Source organism: Clostridium tunisiense TJ, from assembly GCF_000300195.1.
Classification (GTDB): Bacteria; Bacillota; Clostridia; order Clostridiales; family Clostridiaceae; genus Clostridium_J; species Clostridium_J tunisiense.
Genome location: NZ_AMQH01000002.1, coordinates 52853 through 70090, shown reverse-complemented (window position 1 = coordinate 70090; position 17238 = coordinate 52853). Strand labels below are relative to the sequence as shown.

15 protein-coding genes are annotated in these 17238 nt (G+C 31.8%); 12 read left to right on the top strand and 3 right to left on the bottom strand.

The annotated features are described in order from the left end of the window. Positions 1-121 precede the first annotated feature (121 nt). Positions 122-1900, top strand: coding sequence for an aminopeptidase P family protein (locus tag C661_RS0100435; RefSeq protein WP_017413319.1), 1779 nt, complete (start codon positions 122-124; stop codon positions 1898-1900). A gap of 604 nt (positions 1901-2504) precedes the next feature. Further along, complete coding sequence (gene yjeM / locus C661_RS0100425; RefSeq protein WP_017413317.1) at positions 2505-4013, top strand: glutamate/gamma-aminobutyrate family transporter YjeM; 1509 nt, start codon at positions 2505-2507, stop codon at positions 4011-4013. A gap of 126 nt (positions 4014-4139) precedes the next feature. Here yjeM and C661_RS0100420 read toward each other — a convergent pair whose 3' ends face one another. After that, positions 4140-4463 (bottom strand): rhodanese-like domain-containing protein, encoded by a 324-nt coding sequence (locus tag C661_RS0100420; RefSeq protein ID WP_017413316.1) that lies wholly within the window; start codon positions 4461-4463, stop codon positions 4140-4142. A gap of 317 nt (positions 4464-4780) precedes the next feature. Between C661_RS0100420 and C661_RS20980 the strand changes: the two genes are divergently transcribed. The 9 genes from C661_RS20980 to hypE all read left to right on the top strand — a co-directional run bounded on the left by C661_RS20980 (position 4781) and on the right by hypE (position 12994). Next, the gene (locus C661_RS20980) at positions 4781-5149 is read left to right on the top strand and encodes a cytochrome b5 domain-containing protein (protein ID WP_017413315.1); all 369 of its coding nucleotides are present in this window, start codon (positions 4781-4783) and stop codon (positions 5147-5149) included. An 11-nt stretch (positions 5150-5160) separates the two neighbouring features. Then, entirely contained in the window at positions 5161-6033 is an 873-nt protein-coding gene (locus tag C661_RS0100410) for a hydrogenase small subunit (RefSeq protein ID WP_017413314.1), read from the top strand. Positions 6034-6042: 9 nt separating this feature from the next. After that, positions 6043-7452 carry a nickel-dependent hydrogenase large subunit gene (locus C661_RS0100405; protein WP_242825957.1) on the top strand — a complete coding sequence of 470 codons (1410 nt, stop codon included), beginning with the start codon at positions 6043-6045 and terminating at the stop codon, positions 7450-7452. Next, positions 7452-7910 carry a hydrogenase maturation protease gene (locus C661_RS0100400; RefSeq protein WP_017413312.1) on the top strand — a complete coding sequence of 153 codons (459 nt, stop codon included), beginning with the start codon at positions 7452-7454 and terminating at the stop codon, positions 7908-7910. The genes C661_RS0100405 and C661_RS0100400 overlap by 1 nt, the downstream gene beginning before the upstream one ends. Beyond that, the gene (locus tag C661_RS0100395; RefSeq protein ID WP_017413311.1) at positions 7911-8165 is read left to right on the top strand and encodes a hypothetical protein; all 255 of its coding nucleotides are present in this window, start codon (positions 7911-7913) and stop codon (positions 8163-8165) included. Beyond that, a complete protein-coding gene (gene hypF / locus C661_RS0100390; protein ID WP_017413310.1) occupies positions 8166-10469 on the top strand; it encodes a carbamoyltransferase HypF in 2304 nt (767 codons plus the stop codon). Positions 10470-10473: 4 nt separating this feature from the next. Next, positions 10474-10710 carry a HypC/HybG/HupF family hydrogenase formation chaperone gene (locus C661_RS0100385; RefSeq protein ID WP_017413309.1) on the top strand — a complete coding sequence of 79 codons (237 nt, stop codon included), beginning with the start codon at positions 10474-10476 and terminating at the stop codon, positions 10708-10710. Next, on the top strand, positions 10703-11791 hold the full coding sequence (hypD, locus tag C661_RS0100380; protein WP_017413308.1) for a hydrogenase formation protein HypD: 1089 nt from the start codon (positions 10703-10705) through the stop codon (positions 11789-11791). The genes C661_RS0100385 and hypD overlap by 8 nt, the downstream gene beginning before the upstream one ends. A gap of 210 nt (positions 11792-12001) precedes the next feature. Further along, positions 12002-12994, top strand: a complete 993-nt coding sequence (gene hypE, locus C661_RS0100375) for a hydrogenase expression/formation protein HypE (RefSeq protein WP_017413307.1) — start codon at positions 12002-12004, stop codon at positions 12992-12994. A 73-nt stretch (positions 12995-13067) separates the two neighbouring features. Here the strand turns inward: hypE and C661_RS0100370 are convergent, their stop codons facing one another. After that, the gene (locus C661_RS0100370; protein WP_017413306.1) at positions 13068-13760 is read right to left on the bottom strand and encodes a TetR/AcrR family transcriptional regulator; all 693 of its coding nucleotides are present in this window, start codon (positions 13758-13760) and stop codon (positions 13068-13070) included. Positions 13761-14054: 294 nt separating this feature from the next. Here C661_RS0100370 and C661_RS0100365 point away from each other — a divergent pair, with 294 nt between their 5' ends. Next, complete coding sequence (locus C661_RS0100365) at positions 14055-15590, top strand: BCCT family transporter (protein ID WP_017413305.1); 1536 nt, start codon at positions 14055-14057, stop codon at positions 15588-15590. A 74-nt stretch (positions 15591-15664) separates the two neighbouring features. Here the strand turns inward: C661_RS0100365 and C661_RS0100360 are convergent, their stop codons facing one another. Beyond that, positions 15665-17092, bottom strand: a complete 1428-nt coding sequence (locus C661_RS0100360) for a DEAD/DEAH box helicase (protein ID WP_017413304.1) — start codon at positions 17090-17092, stop codon at positions 15665-15667. Positions 17093-17238 lie beyond the last annotated feature (146 nt).

Sequence of the window (17238 nt, the reverse complement as noted above, 5' to 3'; positions counted from 1 at the left end):
AGTGTATACTTTAGTTTATCTTACTAAAGTATGCATATTTAAACAATGCATGTTAATTATAGAAGTATATAAATAATATCTAAGTAAACATAATATTACATATATTATAGGAGGCATAATTATGAATGTAGATGCAAGAGTTAATAGCTTAAGAACTTTAATGAGAGAAAGAGGAATCGATGCTTTCATAGTTCCAAGTGATGACAATCATGGAAGTGAATATGTAAGTGAGTATTTTAGAGCAAGAGAATGGGTAACAGGATTTACAGGTTCTGCTGGTACTGCTGTAATAACTCTAGAAGAAGCTCATCTTTGGACTGATGGAAGATATTTTCTTCAGGGTGCTAAAGAGATAGAGGGAACAAGTTATATTTTAGAAAAGCTTGGAGAACCAGGAGTAAAAAATCACGTAGAGTGGTTAGCTGATAATCTTCAGGCAGGTTCAACAGTTGCATTCAATGGAAAAGTATTTACTGTAGCTGCCTTAAATAGCTTAAAATCTTTACTTGCAAATAAGAACATTAATATAAAGGCTGAAGAGGACTTGTTTGAAAAAGTATGGACAGAGAGACCAAGTATGCCTAAAGGGAAAATGTTTATTCATGAATTAAAATATACAGGAAAGTCTCTAAGTGAAAAATTAGCTATGGTTAGAGAAGAAATGAAGAAAGAGGGTATTTCTGATTTCATATTAGCTTCTTTAGATGATATAGCTTGGCTTTTAAACTTAAGAGGTGCAGATGTTCCATGTAACCCAGTATTCTTAAGTTATTTACTAATGAATGATAAGGGTTGTACACTATATATAGACAAAGATAAAGTAAGCCAAGAAATAAGTAAGTATCTAGAAGAAAACAACGTAAATGTAAAAGGTTACGAAGAGATAGTAAGTGATATAGTAAAGATAGATGATAAGGCAGTTGTTACTTATGATCCAACAAAGACTAATGTTTGGATAAAAGATGCTTTAAGTGGAAATGTAAAGGTTGTTGAAAGAAGAAATATTACTACTGATTTAAAAGCAAGAAAAAATGAAGCTGAACTTAGTAATATAGAAAATGCCATGATAAAAGATGGTGTAGCTATGGTTAAATTCTTTAACTGGCTAAAGAAAAACATAGGAAAAACAGAAATTACAGAAATTACTGCAGCAGATAAACTTACACAATTTAGAAGTGAAGGAGAAGGCTTTGTAGATATTAGCTTCTCTACTATTTCAGGCTATGGCCCAAATGGAGCAATTATCCATTATCATGCCACAGAGGAAAATCACTCAAAATTAGAACCAAAGAGTTTGTATTTAATTGACTCAGGTGCACAATATTTAGATGGTACTACAGATATTACAAGAACTTTAGCCTTAGGTGAGCTTACAGAAGAAGAAATGGTAGATTATACTTTAGTATTAAAAGGAAATATATCATTAAGTATGGCAAAATTCCTATACGGGATTGCAGGATGTAATTTAGATATTCTTGCAAGAAAACCAATGTGGGATAGAGGAATAGATTACAAACATGGTACTGGACATGGAATAGGATACCTACTAAATGTACATGAAGGACCACAAGGCATAAGAAAAGAAGTATCAAATGTTGCTTTAGAAAAAGGCATGCTAATATCAAATGAGCCAGGAATATACAGAGAAGGAAAACATGGTATTAGATTAGAAAATATAATAGCAGTTAATATAGAGGCTGAAACTGAATTTGGAAAGTTTATGAGATTTGATGTTTTAACTTACTGCCCATTTGAATTAGAAGCACTAAAAGTTGAGTTATTATCAAGTGAAGAAAAACAATGGTTAAATAACTATCATGAGTTAGTTTATAAGAAATTAGAAGGCTATTTAAACGATGAAGAAAAAGCTTGGTTAAGAGAAGCAACAAGAGCTATATAAAGAATGTAAATTTCAAACTTGTTTTTCGGCTACAAATTTTTAAATTTAAGTAATATAATAAACGGATTTATAAAACACATGGAGTATCACTTCATGTGTTTTTGTTATCCAAAACTATGTACATAAAAAATAAGTTTTGTGAAACAATATTTATAAATCATGGAAATTTTCAAGCTGGAACTAAAAAGTTACAAACTTACCTAATAAATGAATCTAACTAGGCTTGTTTAATAGAATTAAGACTTGATATATTGTGACATTATCGAGAAATACTGTAATAGAATATTGTTTTCAAAATATTAAAAACTGTAAAGGTTTCACACTAATGTTCAGAATTATCCCCTTATTTTTTATACTGAAACACTTTTAATAACTAAATATCAAGGAGCTAATATATTCATATTTGCACTTTGTAAACGAGTTACCTTGAAGGTAGTGAAGTATTACCGATTTTATAAATTAATATTTAGATTTGATTGAAAAGATTAAATATTAAAACTTTTTAAGAAATATTGATTTTTTTGTCGTGGTGTGTATAATGATAGTTGCGAGTAAGTTAAATTAAATTAATTTATTAAATTTCATTAAAAAGGGAGGATAAAAAATGTCATCAAACAGTAACAGCACTCAAAAGTTAACACTGGTATCATTAATACTAATGATTTTTACATCAGTTTATGGATTTAACAACATGCCAAGATCATTCTACTTAATGGGATATGCAGCAATTCCTTGGTATATTTTATCAGCAATTACATTCTTCATCCCATTTGCATTCATGATGGCTGAGTATGGCGCAGCGTTCAAAAATGAAAAGGGTGGAATATTCTCATGGATGGAGAAGTCAGTTGGACCAAGATATGCGTTCATGGCTACATTCATGTGGTATGCATCAAATATCATCTGGATGGTTAACGTTTCTTCTGGTATTTGGGTTCCATTCTCAAATGCTATATTCGGAGTAGATAAGAGTAAGACTTGGTCATTATTTGGCTTAGCACCAACACAAACACTTGGTATACTTGCAATTCTTTGGATTTTATTTGTAACATATACATCTTCTAAAGGATTAGATAAGATTAAAAAAGTTACTTCAGTTGGTGGTACTGCAGTTGCAGCTTTAAACATCGTTTTAATCGTTGGAGCGATACTTGTATTCATAGGTAATGGTGGACAATTACAACAGCCAATGTCATTAACAACTTCACCAAACCCTAAATATATTGGTAGCATGATTGCTACATTCTCATTCCTAGTTTTCGCTATATTTGCTTATGGTGGAATAGAGGTTGTTGGAGGTCTTGTTGACCAAGCAGAAAATCCAGAGAGAGATTTCCCAAAAGGTATTGCAATTTCAGCTATAGTTATAGCAATTGGATATGCAATAGGTATCTTCTGCGTTGGTGTGTTCACAAACTGGCAAACAGTTCTTTCAGGTGATAAAGCTCACATGGGTAACGTAGGTTATGTTGTAATGAACAACCTTGGATATCAATTAGGAACAGCATTCGGTACATCACAAGCTGTAGCTGTTTCAATGGGTAACTGGGTAGCTAGATTCGTTGGATTATCAATGTTATTAGCATTAACTGGTGCGTTCTTTACATTATCTTATGCTCCATTAAAGCAGTTAATTGAGGGTGCTCCAAAAGAATTATGGCCAGGAAAAATGGGCGAAATTAAAGATGGAATGCCAATAAATGCTATGTGGGTTCAAGGTGTAATAGTTATTATTATTATAGGATTAGTTTCTTTCGGTGGAGATGAAGTTGCTAAGTTCTTCGAAATTTTAGTTGCAATGACTAACGTTGCAATGACAGTTCCGTATATGTTCTTATCAATAGCATTCATATCATTCAAGAGAAAGAAAGAAATTGAGAAACCATTCGTAGCATTCAAATCAGAAAGTTTCTCTTTAGTTGCTACTATAATAGTAACATTCACAGTAGGATTTGCTAACTTCTTTACAATCATAGAACCAGCAATGAATGGTGATATTAAAACTACTATATTTAGTATAGCAGGACCAATAATATTTGCTGTAATTGCAATTATAATGTATGGTAACTATGATAGAAAATACGGAAAAAACAAAAAAAATAACGTAGCATAATAAGCTAAGTTTAAATATGAAATAATTTATAAATAAACTCGTATTAATTTAATTAATACGAGTTTATTTTTTATTTTTTGGAGCCTAATCTTTAGATTTTTTTAAAAGTAAAGTAAAATTATATATCTATTTTTTTACATCATATTTCCAATTAGATATTCCTCTATACAAATGATTGATATTTGAAAAACCATTTTCCACAAGGATGTTAACTGCTATAGGACTTCTTCCACCAGTAGCACAATAAATAATTACAGGTTTATCTTTATATTCATCTAAATCATCAATACTATTAGTCAACTGATTAAGGGGTATAAGCTTTGCATTAGGAATATGGCCGCTGATATATTCAGCTTTTGTTCTCACATCCAAAATAAGTGTATCCTCATTTTTATCTATTAACTCTTTAGCTTCTTGCGAAGTTATATTTTTTACATTATAAGCACTCATAGTTGTCCTCCTTCTACTTGCAGATATAATAACTATTACAATAACTAGTATAACTAAACTTACTTGAAACATAACACACATCCTTACATCGTTATAATTAAATATATTGATATACATTTATTATAGCACAGGATTCTTAAAATAAATATAATTATAAAAATAAGTTTCTGGTATTCCCACGAGCTATTTTATAATCAATGTGAAAATCTTGATTTCAATAGAAATGAGTAATATGTAGGCATAAACTCAATTTGTATTCATATATATATTTATTTATACATATTATTATTTTAGATAATAATTTTAGGAGAATTTTTATGGATTTTCAAACTAATTTAAAAGAAATGTATAAATATTTTACAGAAATTAATAAAAAGATTTATTTAATTCAATGGGAATATAAAGATAGATTCGCTGTAAGAGAAACAGTTCCAAGTAATAATTTATCTACAGCTGACAGGGTATTTACCATAGAAGAATTAAAGCAGTATGATGGTTCAAATAATAACCCAGCTTATGTTGCTGTAGATGGAATAGTATATGATGTGACCTTAGTAGCAGGATGGGGTGGGGGCACCCATTTTGGAGTTAAGGCAGGAACAGATGCTACTGAGCAATATTATAAGTGTCATGGTTTAACTTATGCAGTAAATAAGCTTCCGAAGATTGGAGTTCTTCAAAAATAGGAGGATATATAGTGGTAGAGTGCGGAATTAATAAAAAAATATTGTATCGGGTACAAGAATTAATAGGTAATGCTGTTAGAGAAATAAATGATAACAGGAAAAATAAAATAAATTTAGTATGGATAGAAGCAACAGGCTGCTCTGGAAATATTATTTCTTTCTTAAATGCAGATGCACCATCCTTTAACTATTTCATAACAAATGTTGTAAATCTAAGATATACAAATAGTTTAATGTTGGCTCAAGGTGCACAAGCTTTTTTAGAATTTAATGATGTGATTAATGAGAATTTTATATTGATTGTAGATGGAGCTATTACCGTAAAGGATAATGGTGCTTACACATATGCGGCCTATTATAATGATGAACTAATTTCAGCAGCAGACAAGGTTTTTGCAGCTGCACAAAAGGCGCGATATATCTTAGCAGTTGGGACTTGTGCAGTGTCGGGGGGAATTTCAGCAGCAGCACCTAATCCATCAGGATGTATGAGCTTACAACAATTTTTAAAAGGAAAAAAAGTTATAAATCTACCTGGATGCCCTTGCCATCCAGATTGGGTTATGGGTACAATAGCAAACTTAATATTATATGGAGACCCAGAGTTAGATGACTTAAATAGACCAAAAATCTTTTATGGAAACACTATTCATGACTATTGTGAAAGAAGGTCTTTTTTTGAAAATAGAATTTTTGCAGAAGCTGTTGGACAGGAAGGATGCATGTTTAAATTAGGCTGTCGTGGGCCGGTAACTAGAACAGATTGTCCTACAAGACGTTGGAATGATAGAGTTAATTGGCCTGTAGGAGATAATACTCCTTGTATAGGTTGCGCACAAGTAGGATTTCCAGATTTGATGGAGCCTTTTGTAAGAATGGAGTAAGGAGGGAGTGTGTTGGCTACAAAAGTAATAATAAATCCTATTACTAGAATAAGTGGTTATTTGCAAATAGAAGTTGAAATTGAAAACAATGTAGTGGTAGAGGCTAAAAGTCAAGGAATGATGTTTCGAGGCTTTGAAAAAATGCTAAAGGGCAGAGTGCCCAGTGATGCCATATATTTTACAGAGAGAATATGCGGTATATGTTCTACAGCTCATGGGCTTGTATCTGCTAGAGCTTTAGAAAACGCCTTAAATATTACGCCATCATTAAATGAAAGAATTTTAAGAGATATAATGCATAGCAGTGAATTTATTCAAAATCACTTAAGGCACTTTTATCAATTTGTACTTCCAGATTATGTGGGGAATATTGGGGTAGATCCGGTATTTGAAGTAATAAGTAAGGATTATAGAATCCCTGAAAAAGATAGTGAAAGACTTCGAGAAGATTATTTTTTATCTATAGAAGTAAGTAAAAAAGCGCATCAGCTATTAGCGCTACTTGGAGGTAAGGCACCTCATACTCATGGGGTTTTTGTTGGTGGAGTCACTTGCATAATAAATGCTGAAAAAGTGTTAGAGGCCCAAGGGATAGTTACAGAATTAATAGACTTTATCGAAAATAGGATGATAACAGATGTTAACACCATAGGTAAATATTATGGGGATTACTATGAAATCGGAGAAAGTAGCGGAAATTTTATGTCTTACGGACTTTTTGATAGTTACGCGGATATAAAGTATGTGCCAAGAAAGATTATTTTGAATAACGGGAAAGAGTTAGATATTGAACCAGAAAAAATAACACAAAATATTTATAATAGCTGGTATTCCTCAGAAGAAGAGCAATTTGGTGTGGGCAGTGATAATTGGCAGGCTAATCCACAAAAAGCTACAGGATATAGTTGGATTAAGGCTCCAAGATATGATGGCATGCCAATGGAAGTAGGACCTTTGGCAAGAATGTATATTTCAGGATTGTATAGAGAGGGGAGTTCTACAATGAATAGGCTCATGGCTAGAGCTCTGGAAGCAAAGGAGGTAGCTGAAGGGATAAAGATGCTTCTTCAAAGGGTAAGAATTGAACCTCTAAGCTTCAAAAAGTTTTCCATGCCAATAGAAGCCTTAGGATTTGATCTTCACGATACTACAAGAGGAGCATTAGCACATTTTGTTGGAATAAAAGATAAGGTTATTGACAGGTATACTATTATAACGCCTAGTGGATGGAACTTATCACCTACAGATTCTATGGGAGTAAAGGGAACCTTAGAGGAAGCACTGATTGGAACCTTTATAGATAACCCTAATGATCCTATAGAAGTAGGAAGGATAGTAAGAAGTTTTGATCCTTGTGTGTCCTGTGGTACTCATGTAGTGTCCAATAAAACGTCCGTTGTGAAAATTAGGGTGGTTTAATGAAAATCAAAGTAATTGGTATAGGTAATAGAATTATGAAGGATGACTCTATTGGTATAAGAATAGCTGAAGCCTTAGAAGGAGAGTTAAAGGAGTTAGGTGTAGAAGTTATTATTGGAGAAACGGATATAGAATACACTTTAAACGCTATTAATGCAGATGATTATATTATAATTCTTGACTCAAGTATTCTAGATTTAAATCCAGGAGAAATTTCTATTTTTGATATAAAACAATTAAAGGAATTTAGCCATAAAGGCTATTCCATGCATCAAATGAGTTTAGTTAAAATATTAAGTTGTTTTCCATTTATGCAGGTGGAGGGTATTCTCATCACTGTTGAAGCAGCAGATATTGATTTTGGTACAGAATTAAGTGAGGAGTTGACTCAGAGATTTAAGGAGATTAAAGACCGGGTTTTTGAGAAAATAAAGCTACAAGTTAAGGGAGGAATGTAAATGCATGATTCATTTCTTATGCAAAATATAATTAAAAATCTTAAAGATATCTGCAAGGACAATAATTTTGTAAGGATAAAAAGTGTTCAAATTACGGTTAATTGGGATAGCCATATAACTCAACAGGATTTAAGAGAGCATTTAATGGAACTATGTGATGAATATATTAATAAAGATACTATAGTTGGAGTAGTCTTTGGAGATGTGCCAGAACTTACAGCAAACATAGATTATATAGAAGGAGAAGAAGGTTAGTTGATTTATAGATATGTTATTAAAATATATGGAATAGTCCAAGGGGTGGGGTTTAGGCATTATGTCTATAACTTAGCTATAAAAAACTCTGTAAAGGGGTGGGTGAGTAATGAAGGCTCATCCCTTGTTATAGATATAGAAGGAAGTCGAGAAAATATAAGAAGAGCGCTATTGGCTATAGTTAAAACCCCACCAGCAATGGCAAAAATAAAAAGGGTTAAAGGTGAAAGACAAGAAGTTGTTAGCTATTCGAGCTTTAGCATAAAAGAAAGTGAAATAAGTGAAGATGGTGAAAAATATTTGTTAGGTGATATTGCAATTTGTGGAGATTGTCTTGAGGAAATTAATAATGAAAACTCCATTTGGCATAACTATGCCTTCACAAGTTGTACAAACTGTGGACCCAGATATTCCATTATGAATACTCTTCCCTATGATCGACATACAACAAATATGGAAGAATTCATAATGTGTGAACAGTGTAGGGAAATGTATAAGGCTCCAAGGAATAGAAGGTTTCATGCACAAACTATTTCTTGTCCCAATTGTGGACCAATTATTACTGTAACAAATAATAAAGGTGACATTGTAAAATGCAAGGATGAAATTAAGTATACTAGAAACATGATTAAGTGTGGCAAAATACTAGTTATAAAGGGAATAGGAGGTTTTCATCTATGTTGTAATGCATTTGATAATATGGCGGTGGAGAATCTTAGAAACAGAAAAAATAGACCGCATAAACCCTTTGCAGTGATGATGAAGGATATAGATACAGTTAAGCAGTATGTTGAAGTTTCATATAGAGAGGAAGAATTACTAAAATCACCAGCAGCACCTATTGTTTTACTGAAAATTAAAGAAGATAAACCTATAAGAAAAATTTCAGAAAGTGTTGCGCCTAAAATGAAATATTTAGGGATAATGTTACCCTACACTCCACTACATCATTTGCTTTTTAAGGAAGGTGTGGAGTGCTTGGTGATGACAAGTGGGAATATCAGTGGAGGAACTGTTGAATATAATAACTCTAAAGCTTTAAATAGTTTAAGCCACATTGGGGATTACTTTTTAATTCATAATAGAAATATAAATATACCTATTGATGATTCTGTTACAAAAGTAATTAAGGATAAAGTTATAATCAGTAGAACAGGAAGAGGTTATGCACCTTATTACATAGATTTAAATATAGAAAAAAATATTTTAGCTTTAGGAAGTGAAATGAAAAATACTTTTGCATTAAGTAGTAATAAGGCAGCCTTATTAAGTCAGTATACTGGAGATTTAAAGAACTTTGGTGTATATGAGGAGTACATTCATAGTATAAATAATATGAAAAACCTGCTTAACTATAAACCAAATTATGTAGTAGTAGATAAGCACCCAGGATTTATTTATCGTGGATATAAACAAAAAAACCTAACTAAAGTATTAGAAGTTCAGCATCATTTTGCCCATATGGTAAGCTCCATGGTAGAGCATCACATCAACCATGAAGTTATTGGGGTTATCTATGATGGAGTAGGTTATGGTGATGATGGACAACTTTGGGGAGGTGAATTTCTCATAGGAGACAGAAAAAACTACCAACGGGTGTGTCAATATAAATACATTAAGATTCAAGGCGGTGATAAGGCTACAGAAAAAATATATAAGATTGCTTTAAGCTTTATTGAGGAAATTCAACATAAGGAAATAAAGGCTTATGTCATCGAAGAAGTGCGTAAGTATTTAAAAGAAAGCTTACAGGAAAAAGAAATAGAAGTACGGTTGAAAAATCATAAGATTTCTCTAGAAAACAATGTCAATTGTTATAGAACTTCTAGTGTAGGTAGAATTTTTGATGCTGTAGCTTCGATTTTAGGGATTAGACAAGAAATAAGTTATGATGGACAAGGTGCCATAGAACTAGAAGCTCTAGTTGTAAAAGGCATTAAGGAAAGTTATAACTATAGTGTTTTTGAAGAAAAAGGCTATAGGTATATAGATATACTACCTGCGATTGAGGAGATTATTATGGATAAGAGAAGTGGGATTGCAGAAGAGATTATATCTACCAAGTTTCATAATACTTTAATTAATATTACTGTAGATATGGTAAAGATAATTAGTAGTGCAACAAGACTTTACTCTGTGGTGTTAAGTGGTGGAGTTTTTGAAAATAGATACTTACTAGAGAATATAACTAATAAATTAGAAAGTGAAAGTTTCAAGGTGTATTTTAATGAAAAAATTCCGATTAATGACAGTGGAATATCAGTTGGACAGTTAGCTATTGCAAAAGAAATAATAGAAGGGTGATTTTATGTGCTTGGCAGTATCAGGGGAAGTGCTAGAAGTTAAAGAAAATAATGCACTAGTAAATATCAGGGGTATTCACATAAAGGTTGACGTAAGCTTAATAGATAACCCTGAAATAGGAGAGTATATTTTAATTCATGGAGGTTTTGGAATACAAAAAATTAATGAGGAGTATCATAGCTTTCTCCAAGAAACCATAGAACACATCTACTATGAATTTGGAGGAGATATGGATGAATGAAAGGCTAAGCTTACTGATAAAAAAAATATGGGAATTAAGCTGTAATATTTCAAAGAAGGAGATTAATATAATGGAGGTTTGCGGTACTCATACTCATGTTATATACGAGACAGGAATAAGAGAACTACTATCTAAAAAAATAAAACTTATATCAGGTCCAGGTTGCCCTGTTTGTGTAACTCATGGAAGCTTTGTAGATAATGCTATAGAGATAGGAAAGTCAGGGGCCACTATAGTAACTTTTGGAGATATAGCTAAGGTGAGGGGAACAAGTACTTCTCTTTGGGAGGAAAGAAAAAATGGAGTAGATTTAAAAATTATTTACTCTTTGAGCAATGCAATACAGCTATGCAAAGAAAGTAAGGAAAAGGTATTTGTATTTTTGGGCATTGGATTTGAGACTACAGCCCCCTTAATTGGAACTATAATAGAAAGAGCATACAAGGAAAATATTAAAAATCTTTACTTTTATAATTCTATAAAAACAATGCCTCCTATATTAGAAGAAATTCTTACAACTACGTCATCAATAGATGGCCTTATTTTACCAGGCCATGTGGCTGTTATTCAAGGTGAAAATGACCTTGCTAAGCTATTTAGTAATAACAATATACCGGGTGTTATAGCAGGGTTCACCTTTGAAGATATGTTACTCTCCATATACTATATTCTTAGAGCATTGTATAGTTTAGAAAAGAAAAGTAATGATACAACTTTTCGTAATATATATAAGTCTTGTGTAACAGCTGATGGGAATATACGAGCTAAAAATATATTGAAGGAAGTTTTTCAAGTAGAGGATGGATTGTGGAGAGGCATTGGTTATATAAATAAGTCAGCTTTAGTTATGAATCCTAAGTATAAGAAGTTTAATGCTATAGATAAGTTTTCTATTGATAATACAATTCACCTTAAGGAAGATATTACCTCAGGGTGTAGATGCACAGAGGTAATAATGGGTAAGATTCAACCTAATCAGTGTACTCTTTTTAAACATGTATGTAATAGTGAAAATCCTCTTGGTCCATGTATGGTATCAGTAGAGGGTTCTTGCTATTGTGCATATAAATTTGAAGCTTAGGCGTCTTCAAAAAATAAACAAGTCAGTATATTTGTCTATTTTGTGTTATAATTCGTCAACAGAACCCTTAGATAGCTCCACTATCTAAGGAACCTGTTTCCTTATCAGCACAAGCTTGCTTGTGAACTCAAGCTTGCTTGTGAACTCAAAATATCCTTCACATCTTTGACTTGCTATTTATTTTCAGATGCCTTAATGAATGGAGGAATTATGGATAGAATTGGTTTAATTCATGGAGAAGGTGGAAAGCATACACAAGAATTAATAAAAGAGCTTTTTTATAAGGAGTTTTTTAATGAAACTTTGATTAAGGATAAGGATTCAGCTATTTTAGCAGTAACATCTAATAAAATGGCATTTACAACAGATTCCTTTGTGGTAAATCCAATATTTTTTAGTGGTGGAGATATAGGCAGACTCTGCATATCAGGAACTGTAAATGACTTAGTGACTTCTTTTGCTGTTCCAAAGTTTATAAGCTTAAGTTTCATTATAGAAGAAGGGTTTCCTGTTGAGAAATTAAAAAAAATATTAACGTCTATAAAGGAATCTGCTGAAGAAGCAGAAGTTATAATTGCTACTGGGGATACTAAGGTAGTGGAGAGAGGAAATGCTCAGGGAATTTTTATTAACACTTCGGGCATAGGCTTTGTTGAATATGAACTTAATGATAACATAGGACCTGGAGACAAGGTGATTTTAACTTCTACTATTGGAGAGCATGGAACTGCTATTGCTGTGGAAAGGTATGGGTTTCAAGTGGTAGGAGATATAAAAAGTGATGTAAAACCTTTAAATAACTTAATTGAAGTTTTATGGGAATATAAAGAGGATATAAGGCTTTTAAAAGATCCAACTAGGGGTGGAATTGGACAGTGCTTTAATGAAATTTCATCAAAATATAAAATAGGGTTAAATATTGATGAATGGAATATTCCTATAAGAAGTGAAGTTAGAACCATAAATGAAATTATCGGGTTAGATCCCTACTATCTTGCCTCAGAGGGAGCTATGATTCTCATTGTAAAGGAAAAAAGTGCTAGTAAAATGGTTGATAAACTAAGAAAATGTGAAGGTTATAAAAAATCATCTATTGTTGGTGAAATTACTATAGACCATGAAAAAGTTATTTTGAAAAATAACTTTGGAGGAAAACGAATATTACAAGAATTAGATTCGGTAATGCTGCCCAGGATATGCTAATAAACAGTGAGAGGTTGTTTCTATAATATAGAAACAACCTCTTATTATTAGATAGTATAGCTAATAATTAAATCTATTTGAATTCTGTAAATTCAGGAATCATATTTTTTACTTTTAAATTGTAATAGTGCAAATTATTTTTTATGTAATTCACAATAATTTCAAGTGAGGTATCTTTGTCATATCCGTCAATATTATTTGTAACCTTCATCAATAATCCTTCAAAGAAAATAATTATAGTTCTACTTAACTCCTCTAAATCCTCTTTTCTAATATAGCCATCATCAACACAAACCTTAAGAATTGCAATATCTCGATCGATTATACAATCTTTATTTAGCATAGGTAGTAAAACCTGTGGTAATTCGTGAAACTCATCAGGGTAAAGATCGTAGTAGTGTTTCATTGTATCTTGAACACTATGTGGTTTTTGGTCAAGAAATAAAGATTTAAATATTCTTGGATTGCTAAAGGCATGAATAGAAAAGCATCTCCAGATTTCTAAATAGTTTCTTAATGAAGAGTAACCTTCATTTATATAGTTAGGTAAATCATGAATATATTCATTGTAATACTTCATGCTAGCAAAAAAGATTATGTGATTTAAGTTATTAAAGTACTTATATGCAGTTGCTACATTATAGCCCGTAAGTTGAGCTACTCGTCTCGCAGTTACATTTTCAATACCTTCCTCGGCTATGAGTTTTTTTGTTGCATTAACAAATGAAAGCATCATTTCTTTTTTTTCCATTGCTGACTTAGTCATAAGAATATCCCCTTTTCCCATAATATATATAGCGTTTATTATAGCACAAGTTGTGAGCAGAATAAAATATTATTTTAAAGAATTTGAGAAAAATTTAACACATTTTAAACAGCTTGAAAATATACTTCATAATATAAAGATAAATAGTGTTGTTATAAGATGATTATGGTGTAAAATTAGAGGTAGGTATGTATATATAATTGTACTAAAGTAATTTAGAGTAAAAGATAGTTAATATATTTAACACATGTATTTTAGTGCATGATTAAAATATTTAAAATTGGAGTTAAGCGAATGAAAAAAGATTTTAAGTTAAGAGCATTGAAAAGTAAACATCAGCATATAAAGAAATTTCATCAAGGGTTTCCCATAATACTTGGTGTATGCTTAATTTCTCTTATGGGTATATTAAAACAAATTAACTTCAGGGAATTAATTACCAGTATGATGAAGTTAATTAGTGATGAGTTTGGAATACTTTACTTAGTTTCTATGAATCTTTTCATTGTATTTTCTTTCATACTAGCCCTAAGCAAACTTGGAACAATTAAGCTTGGAAGTGAAGATACTAAACCAGAGTATACCTTTGGAGCTTGGTTTGCTATGCTGTTTGGAGCAGGAATGGGTATTGGCTTAGTGTTTTGGGGTGTTGCAGAACCCATTTTCCATTTTACCTCGCCTCTAGGAAATATAAAAGAAGGGTCTATAGAAGCTGCAAACTTTGCTTTTGTAACTTCTTTTATGCACTGGGGGATTCATCCTTGGGCTAGTTACAGTATTGTAGGTCTTGCCATTGCTTATTTTCAATTTAGAAAAGGTAAACCAAGTTTAGTAAGTAGTATTTTTATTCCTTTAATAGGGGAAGAAAGAGCAAGTGGGTTAACTGGAAAGATGATAGATTATTTTGCGGTATTTGCAACAGTAGCTGGTGTTTCCGCATCCTTAGGAATGGGGACAATGCAAATTAATAGTGGACTTAATTACATGTTTCATATACCTGAAAATATAAAAGTTCAGCTAATTATTATAATTCTTATTACTTTCATGTTTATATTGTCTGCTGTTAGTGGGATTAATAAAGGTATAAGTATTATATCAAATGTAAATCTAATTTTAGCATTTGGCATTATGGTTGCTTGCTTTTTTATAGGACCAACAAAAGATATTATGGAGAATTTTTCAAAAGGAACATTAAGTTATTTAAAAAGTTTTTTGGGTAGTAGTATACAACTTCAAGGGTTAAAGGATAAGTCGTGGTTGGGAAACTGGACCATATTCTATTGGGCATGGTGGATATCTTGGACTCCTTTTGTAGGAATGTTTATTGCAAGAATTTCTAAGGGAAGAACTATAAGAGAATTTGTGTTAGGAGTTATTATGGCCCCTACTTTAGCATCAGCATTATGGTTTTCTATCTTTGGAACTTTAGGAACAAACTTAGGAATTAATAAGATAATAACGTTGGAAGCTTTAAAAACCATTGCGGCTTCACCGGAAATAGCCTTTTTTAAAATTATAAGTTATTATCCCTTTCATAATATAATATCAATTATAACAATGATTTTACTTTGTACGTTCTTTATAACCTCAGCAGATTCTGCCACCTTTGTGCTAGCTATGCTTACATCTAAAGGAAGTCTAAACCCTTCAAATAAAAAGAAAATATTCTGGGGAATTATTGAAGCATTATTAGCTATAATATTGTTAATTTCAGGAGGATTATCTGCGCTACAAGCTATGGCTATAATAGCAGCTCTGCCATTTGTTATAATTATAATTATAGGTTTTATATCTTTATGTAAAGAATTAAGAAAAGAAAAGATGAACTAGATCTATAGATAAAAGGGTATCTCAAAACATTTTTTCAATTTGTTTTGAGATACCCTTTAAATTAGAGAAAAACATTATTTTTCTCTAGCTTTCTCAATCTTTACAGGCTTACCTTTAAGATTTATTTCTTTCATAGCTTTTAAAAGTTTAGTTCCATCACCGTTTAGAATATGAGCATGGCTATAATTATCAAAAACTTCAATGACACCAATAGATTCACTAGGAATATTACCGCTATTAACTAAAGCTCCTAAAATATCCCCTCTACGAATTTTCTTTTTCTTTCCAGCATTTATATACAATTTAAGCACCTGAGAAGGTGTCGTAGATGTCTTTGTAATAATAGGCTTTTCTAAAATTTTAGGTGCTTTTTCAAGGTCTTTTTCCGTTGGAGCATTAGCTCTTGGAATTTGTAGCCCAATGAATTCCTCAATAGATTTTAAAAACTTATCTTCATAAGGAGTTACAAAAGTTATTGCCTCTCCAAAGTTTCCAGCTCTACCAGTTCTACCAATTCTATGAACATAGGCTTCTAGTTCAAGTGGTATATCATAATTTATAACATGACTAACTCCTGTTACATCTATGCCTCTAGAAGCTACATCTGTAGCCACTATAAAGGTATACTCACCCTGTTTAAAGGATTTCATAGCTTTAAGCCTATCTTGTTGAAGCATATCACCATGGATTTCAGTAACAGAGTAATTTGAAGCTCTCATTCTTGAGGCTAGTTCAATTACATTTTTTTTAGTTCTGCAAAATAGTATACACTTTTCCATAGATTCAACAACAATTAAATCTTGTAGAAGTTTATACTTATCATTGTCGCTTACAAAATAGCATCTTTGATTAATTTTCTCTACAGTTAATTCTTTAGGTGTAATTTGGATTACTTGTGGAGACTTCATATAGGTCACTATATGCTGCTGAATTTCTTCAGATAAGGTAGCAGAAAACATAAGAGTTTGCCGAGTTTTAGGAACCCTTTTTATAATTGTTTCTACTTGGTCTAAAAAGCCCATATTTAACATTTCATCCGCTTCATCTATTACCAAGTATCGGATATGGTCTAAATTTAAAGTTCCATTATTTATATGATCTATAGTTCTGCCAGGGGTTCCAACTACCACATGAACCCTTTGAGCGAGCTTAGTTTTTTGTATAGTCATAGGCTGTTTTCCATAGATTGAAACTGCATTAATTCTTTTATATAAACCTAGAGTAGAGAAACTCTCTGCAACTTGAACAGCAAGTTCCCTTGTTGGTGTAAGCACAAGTGCTTGAACAGCATTTTCTTCAAGTTGTAGATTCTCAAGAATAGGAATTGCAAAAGCAGCAGTTTTACCACTTCCAGTTTGAGCCTTAGCAATTATGTCCTTTCCCTCAAGAGCTATAGGAATTACTTCAGCTTGAACAGGAGAAGGGGTATTATAGCCTAGTAGCTTAACAGATTTTATAATGCTTGGATTTAAATTAAAATCTTCAAATGTTTTTTTATTCATATTTATTACCTTGTCCTTTAGTTATTGTTATATTGTAAGCTTATTTACTATTCTTTGCAAGTAACTATATAGTTATTATGAACCTTAAAGAGGGTAGAAATACTAATAAAAATTAATAACTCTAGGTTTTAACTAGAGTTATTAAT

Excerpts from the sequence above, each read along its gene's own strand:
- C661_RS0100385 (WP_017413309.1), top strand. The coding sequence starts at position 10,474 with ATGTGCTTGGCAGTATCAGGGGAAGTGCTAGAAGTTAAAGAAAATAAT.
- hypE (WP_017413307.1), top strand. The coding sequence starts at position 12,002 with ATGGATAGAATTGGTTTAATTCATGGAGAAGGTGGAAAGCATACACAA.
- C661_RS0100400 (WP_017413312.1), top strand. The coding sequence starts at position 7,452 with ATGAAAATCAAAGTAATTGGTATAGGTAATAGAATTATGAAGGATGAC.
- C661_RS0100420 (WP_017413316.1), bottom strand. The coding sequence starts at position 4,463 with ATGAGTGCTTATAATGTAAAAAATATAACTTCGCAAGAAGCTAAAGAG.
- C661_RS0100360 (WP_017413304.1), bottom strand. The coding sequence starts at position 17,092 with ATGAATAAAAAAACATTTGAAGATTTTAATTTAAATCCAAGCATTATA.
- C661_RS20980 (WP_017413315.1), top strand. The coding sequence starts at position 4,781 with ATGGATTTTCAAACTAATTTAAAAGAAATGTATAAATATTTTACAGAA.
- yjeM (WP_017413317.1), top strand. The coding sequence starts at position 2,505 with ATGTCATCAAACAGTAACAGCACTCAAAAGTTAACACTGGTATCATTA.
- hypD (WP_017413308.1), top strand. The coding sequence starts at position 10,703 with ATGAATGAAAGGCTAAGCTTACTGATAAAAAAAATATGGGAATTAAGC.
- C661_RS0100395 (WP_017413311.1), top strand. The coding sequence starts at position 7,911 with ATGCATGATTCATTTCTTATGCAAAATATAATTAAAAATCTTAAAGAT.
- C661_RS0100435 (WP_017413319.1), top strand. The coding sequence starts at position 122 with ATGAATGTAGATGCAAGAGTTAATAGCTTAAGAACTTTAATGAGAGAA.
- C661_RS0100370 (WP_017413306.1), bottom strand. The coding sequence starts at position 13,760 with ATGACTAAGTCAGCAATGGAAAAAAAAGAAATGATGCTTTCATTTGTT.
- C661_RS0100365 (WP_017413305.1), top strand. The coding sequence starts at position 14,055 with ATGAAAAAAGATTTTAAGTTAAGAGCATTGAAAAGTAAACATCAGCAT.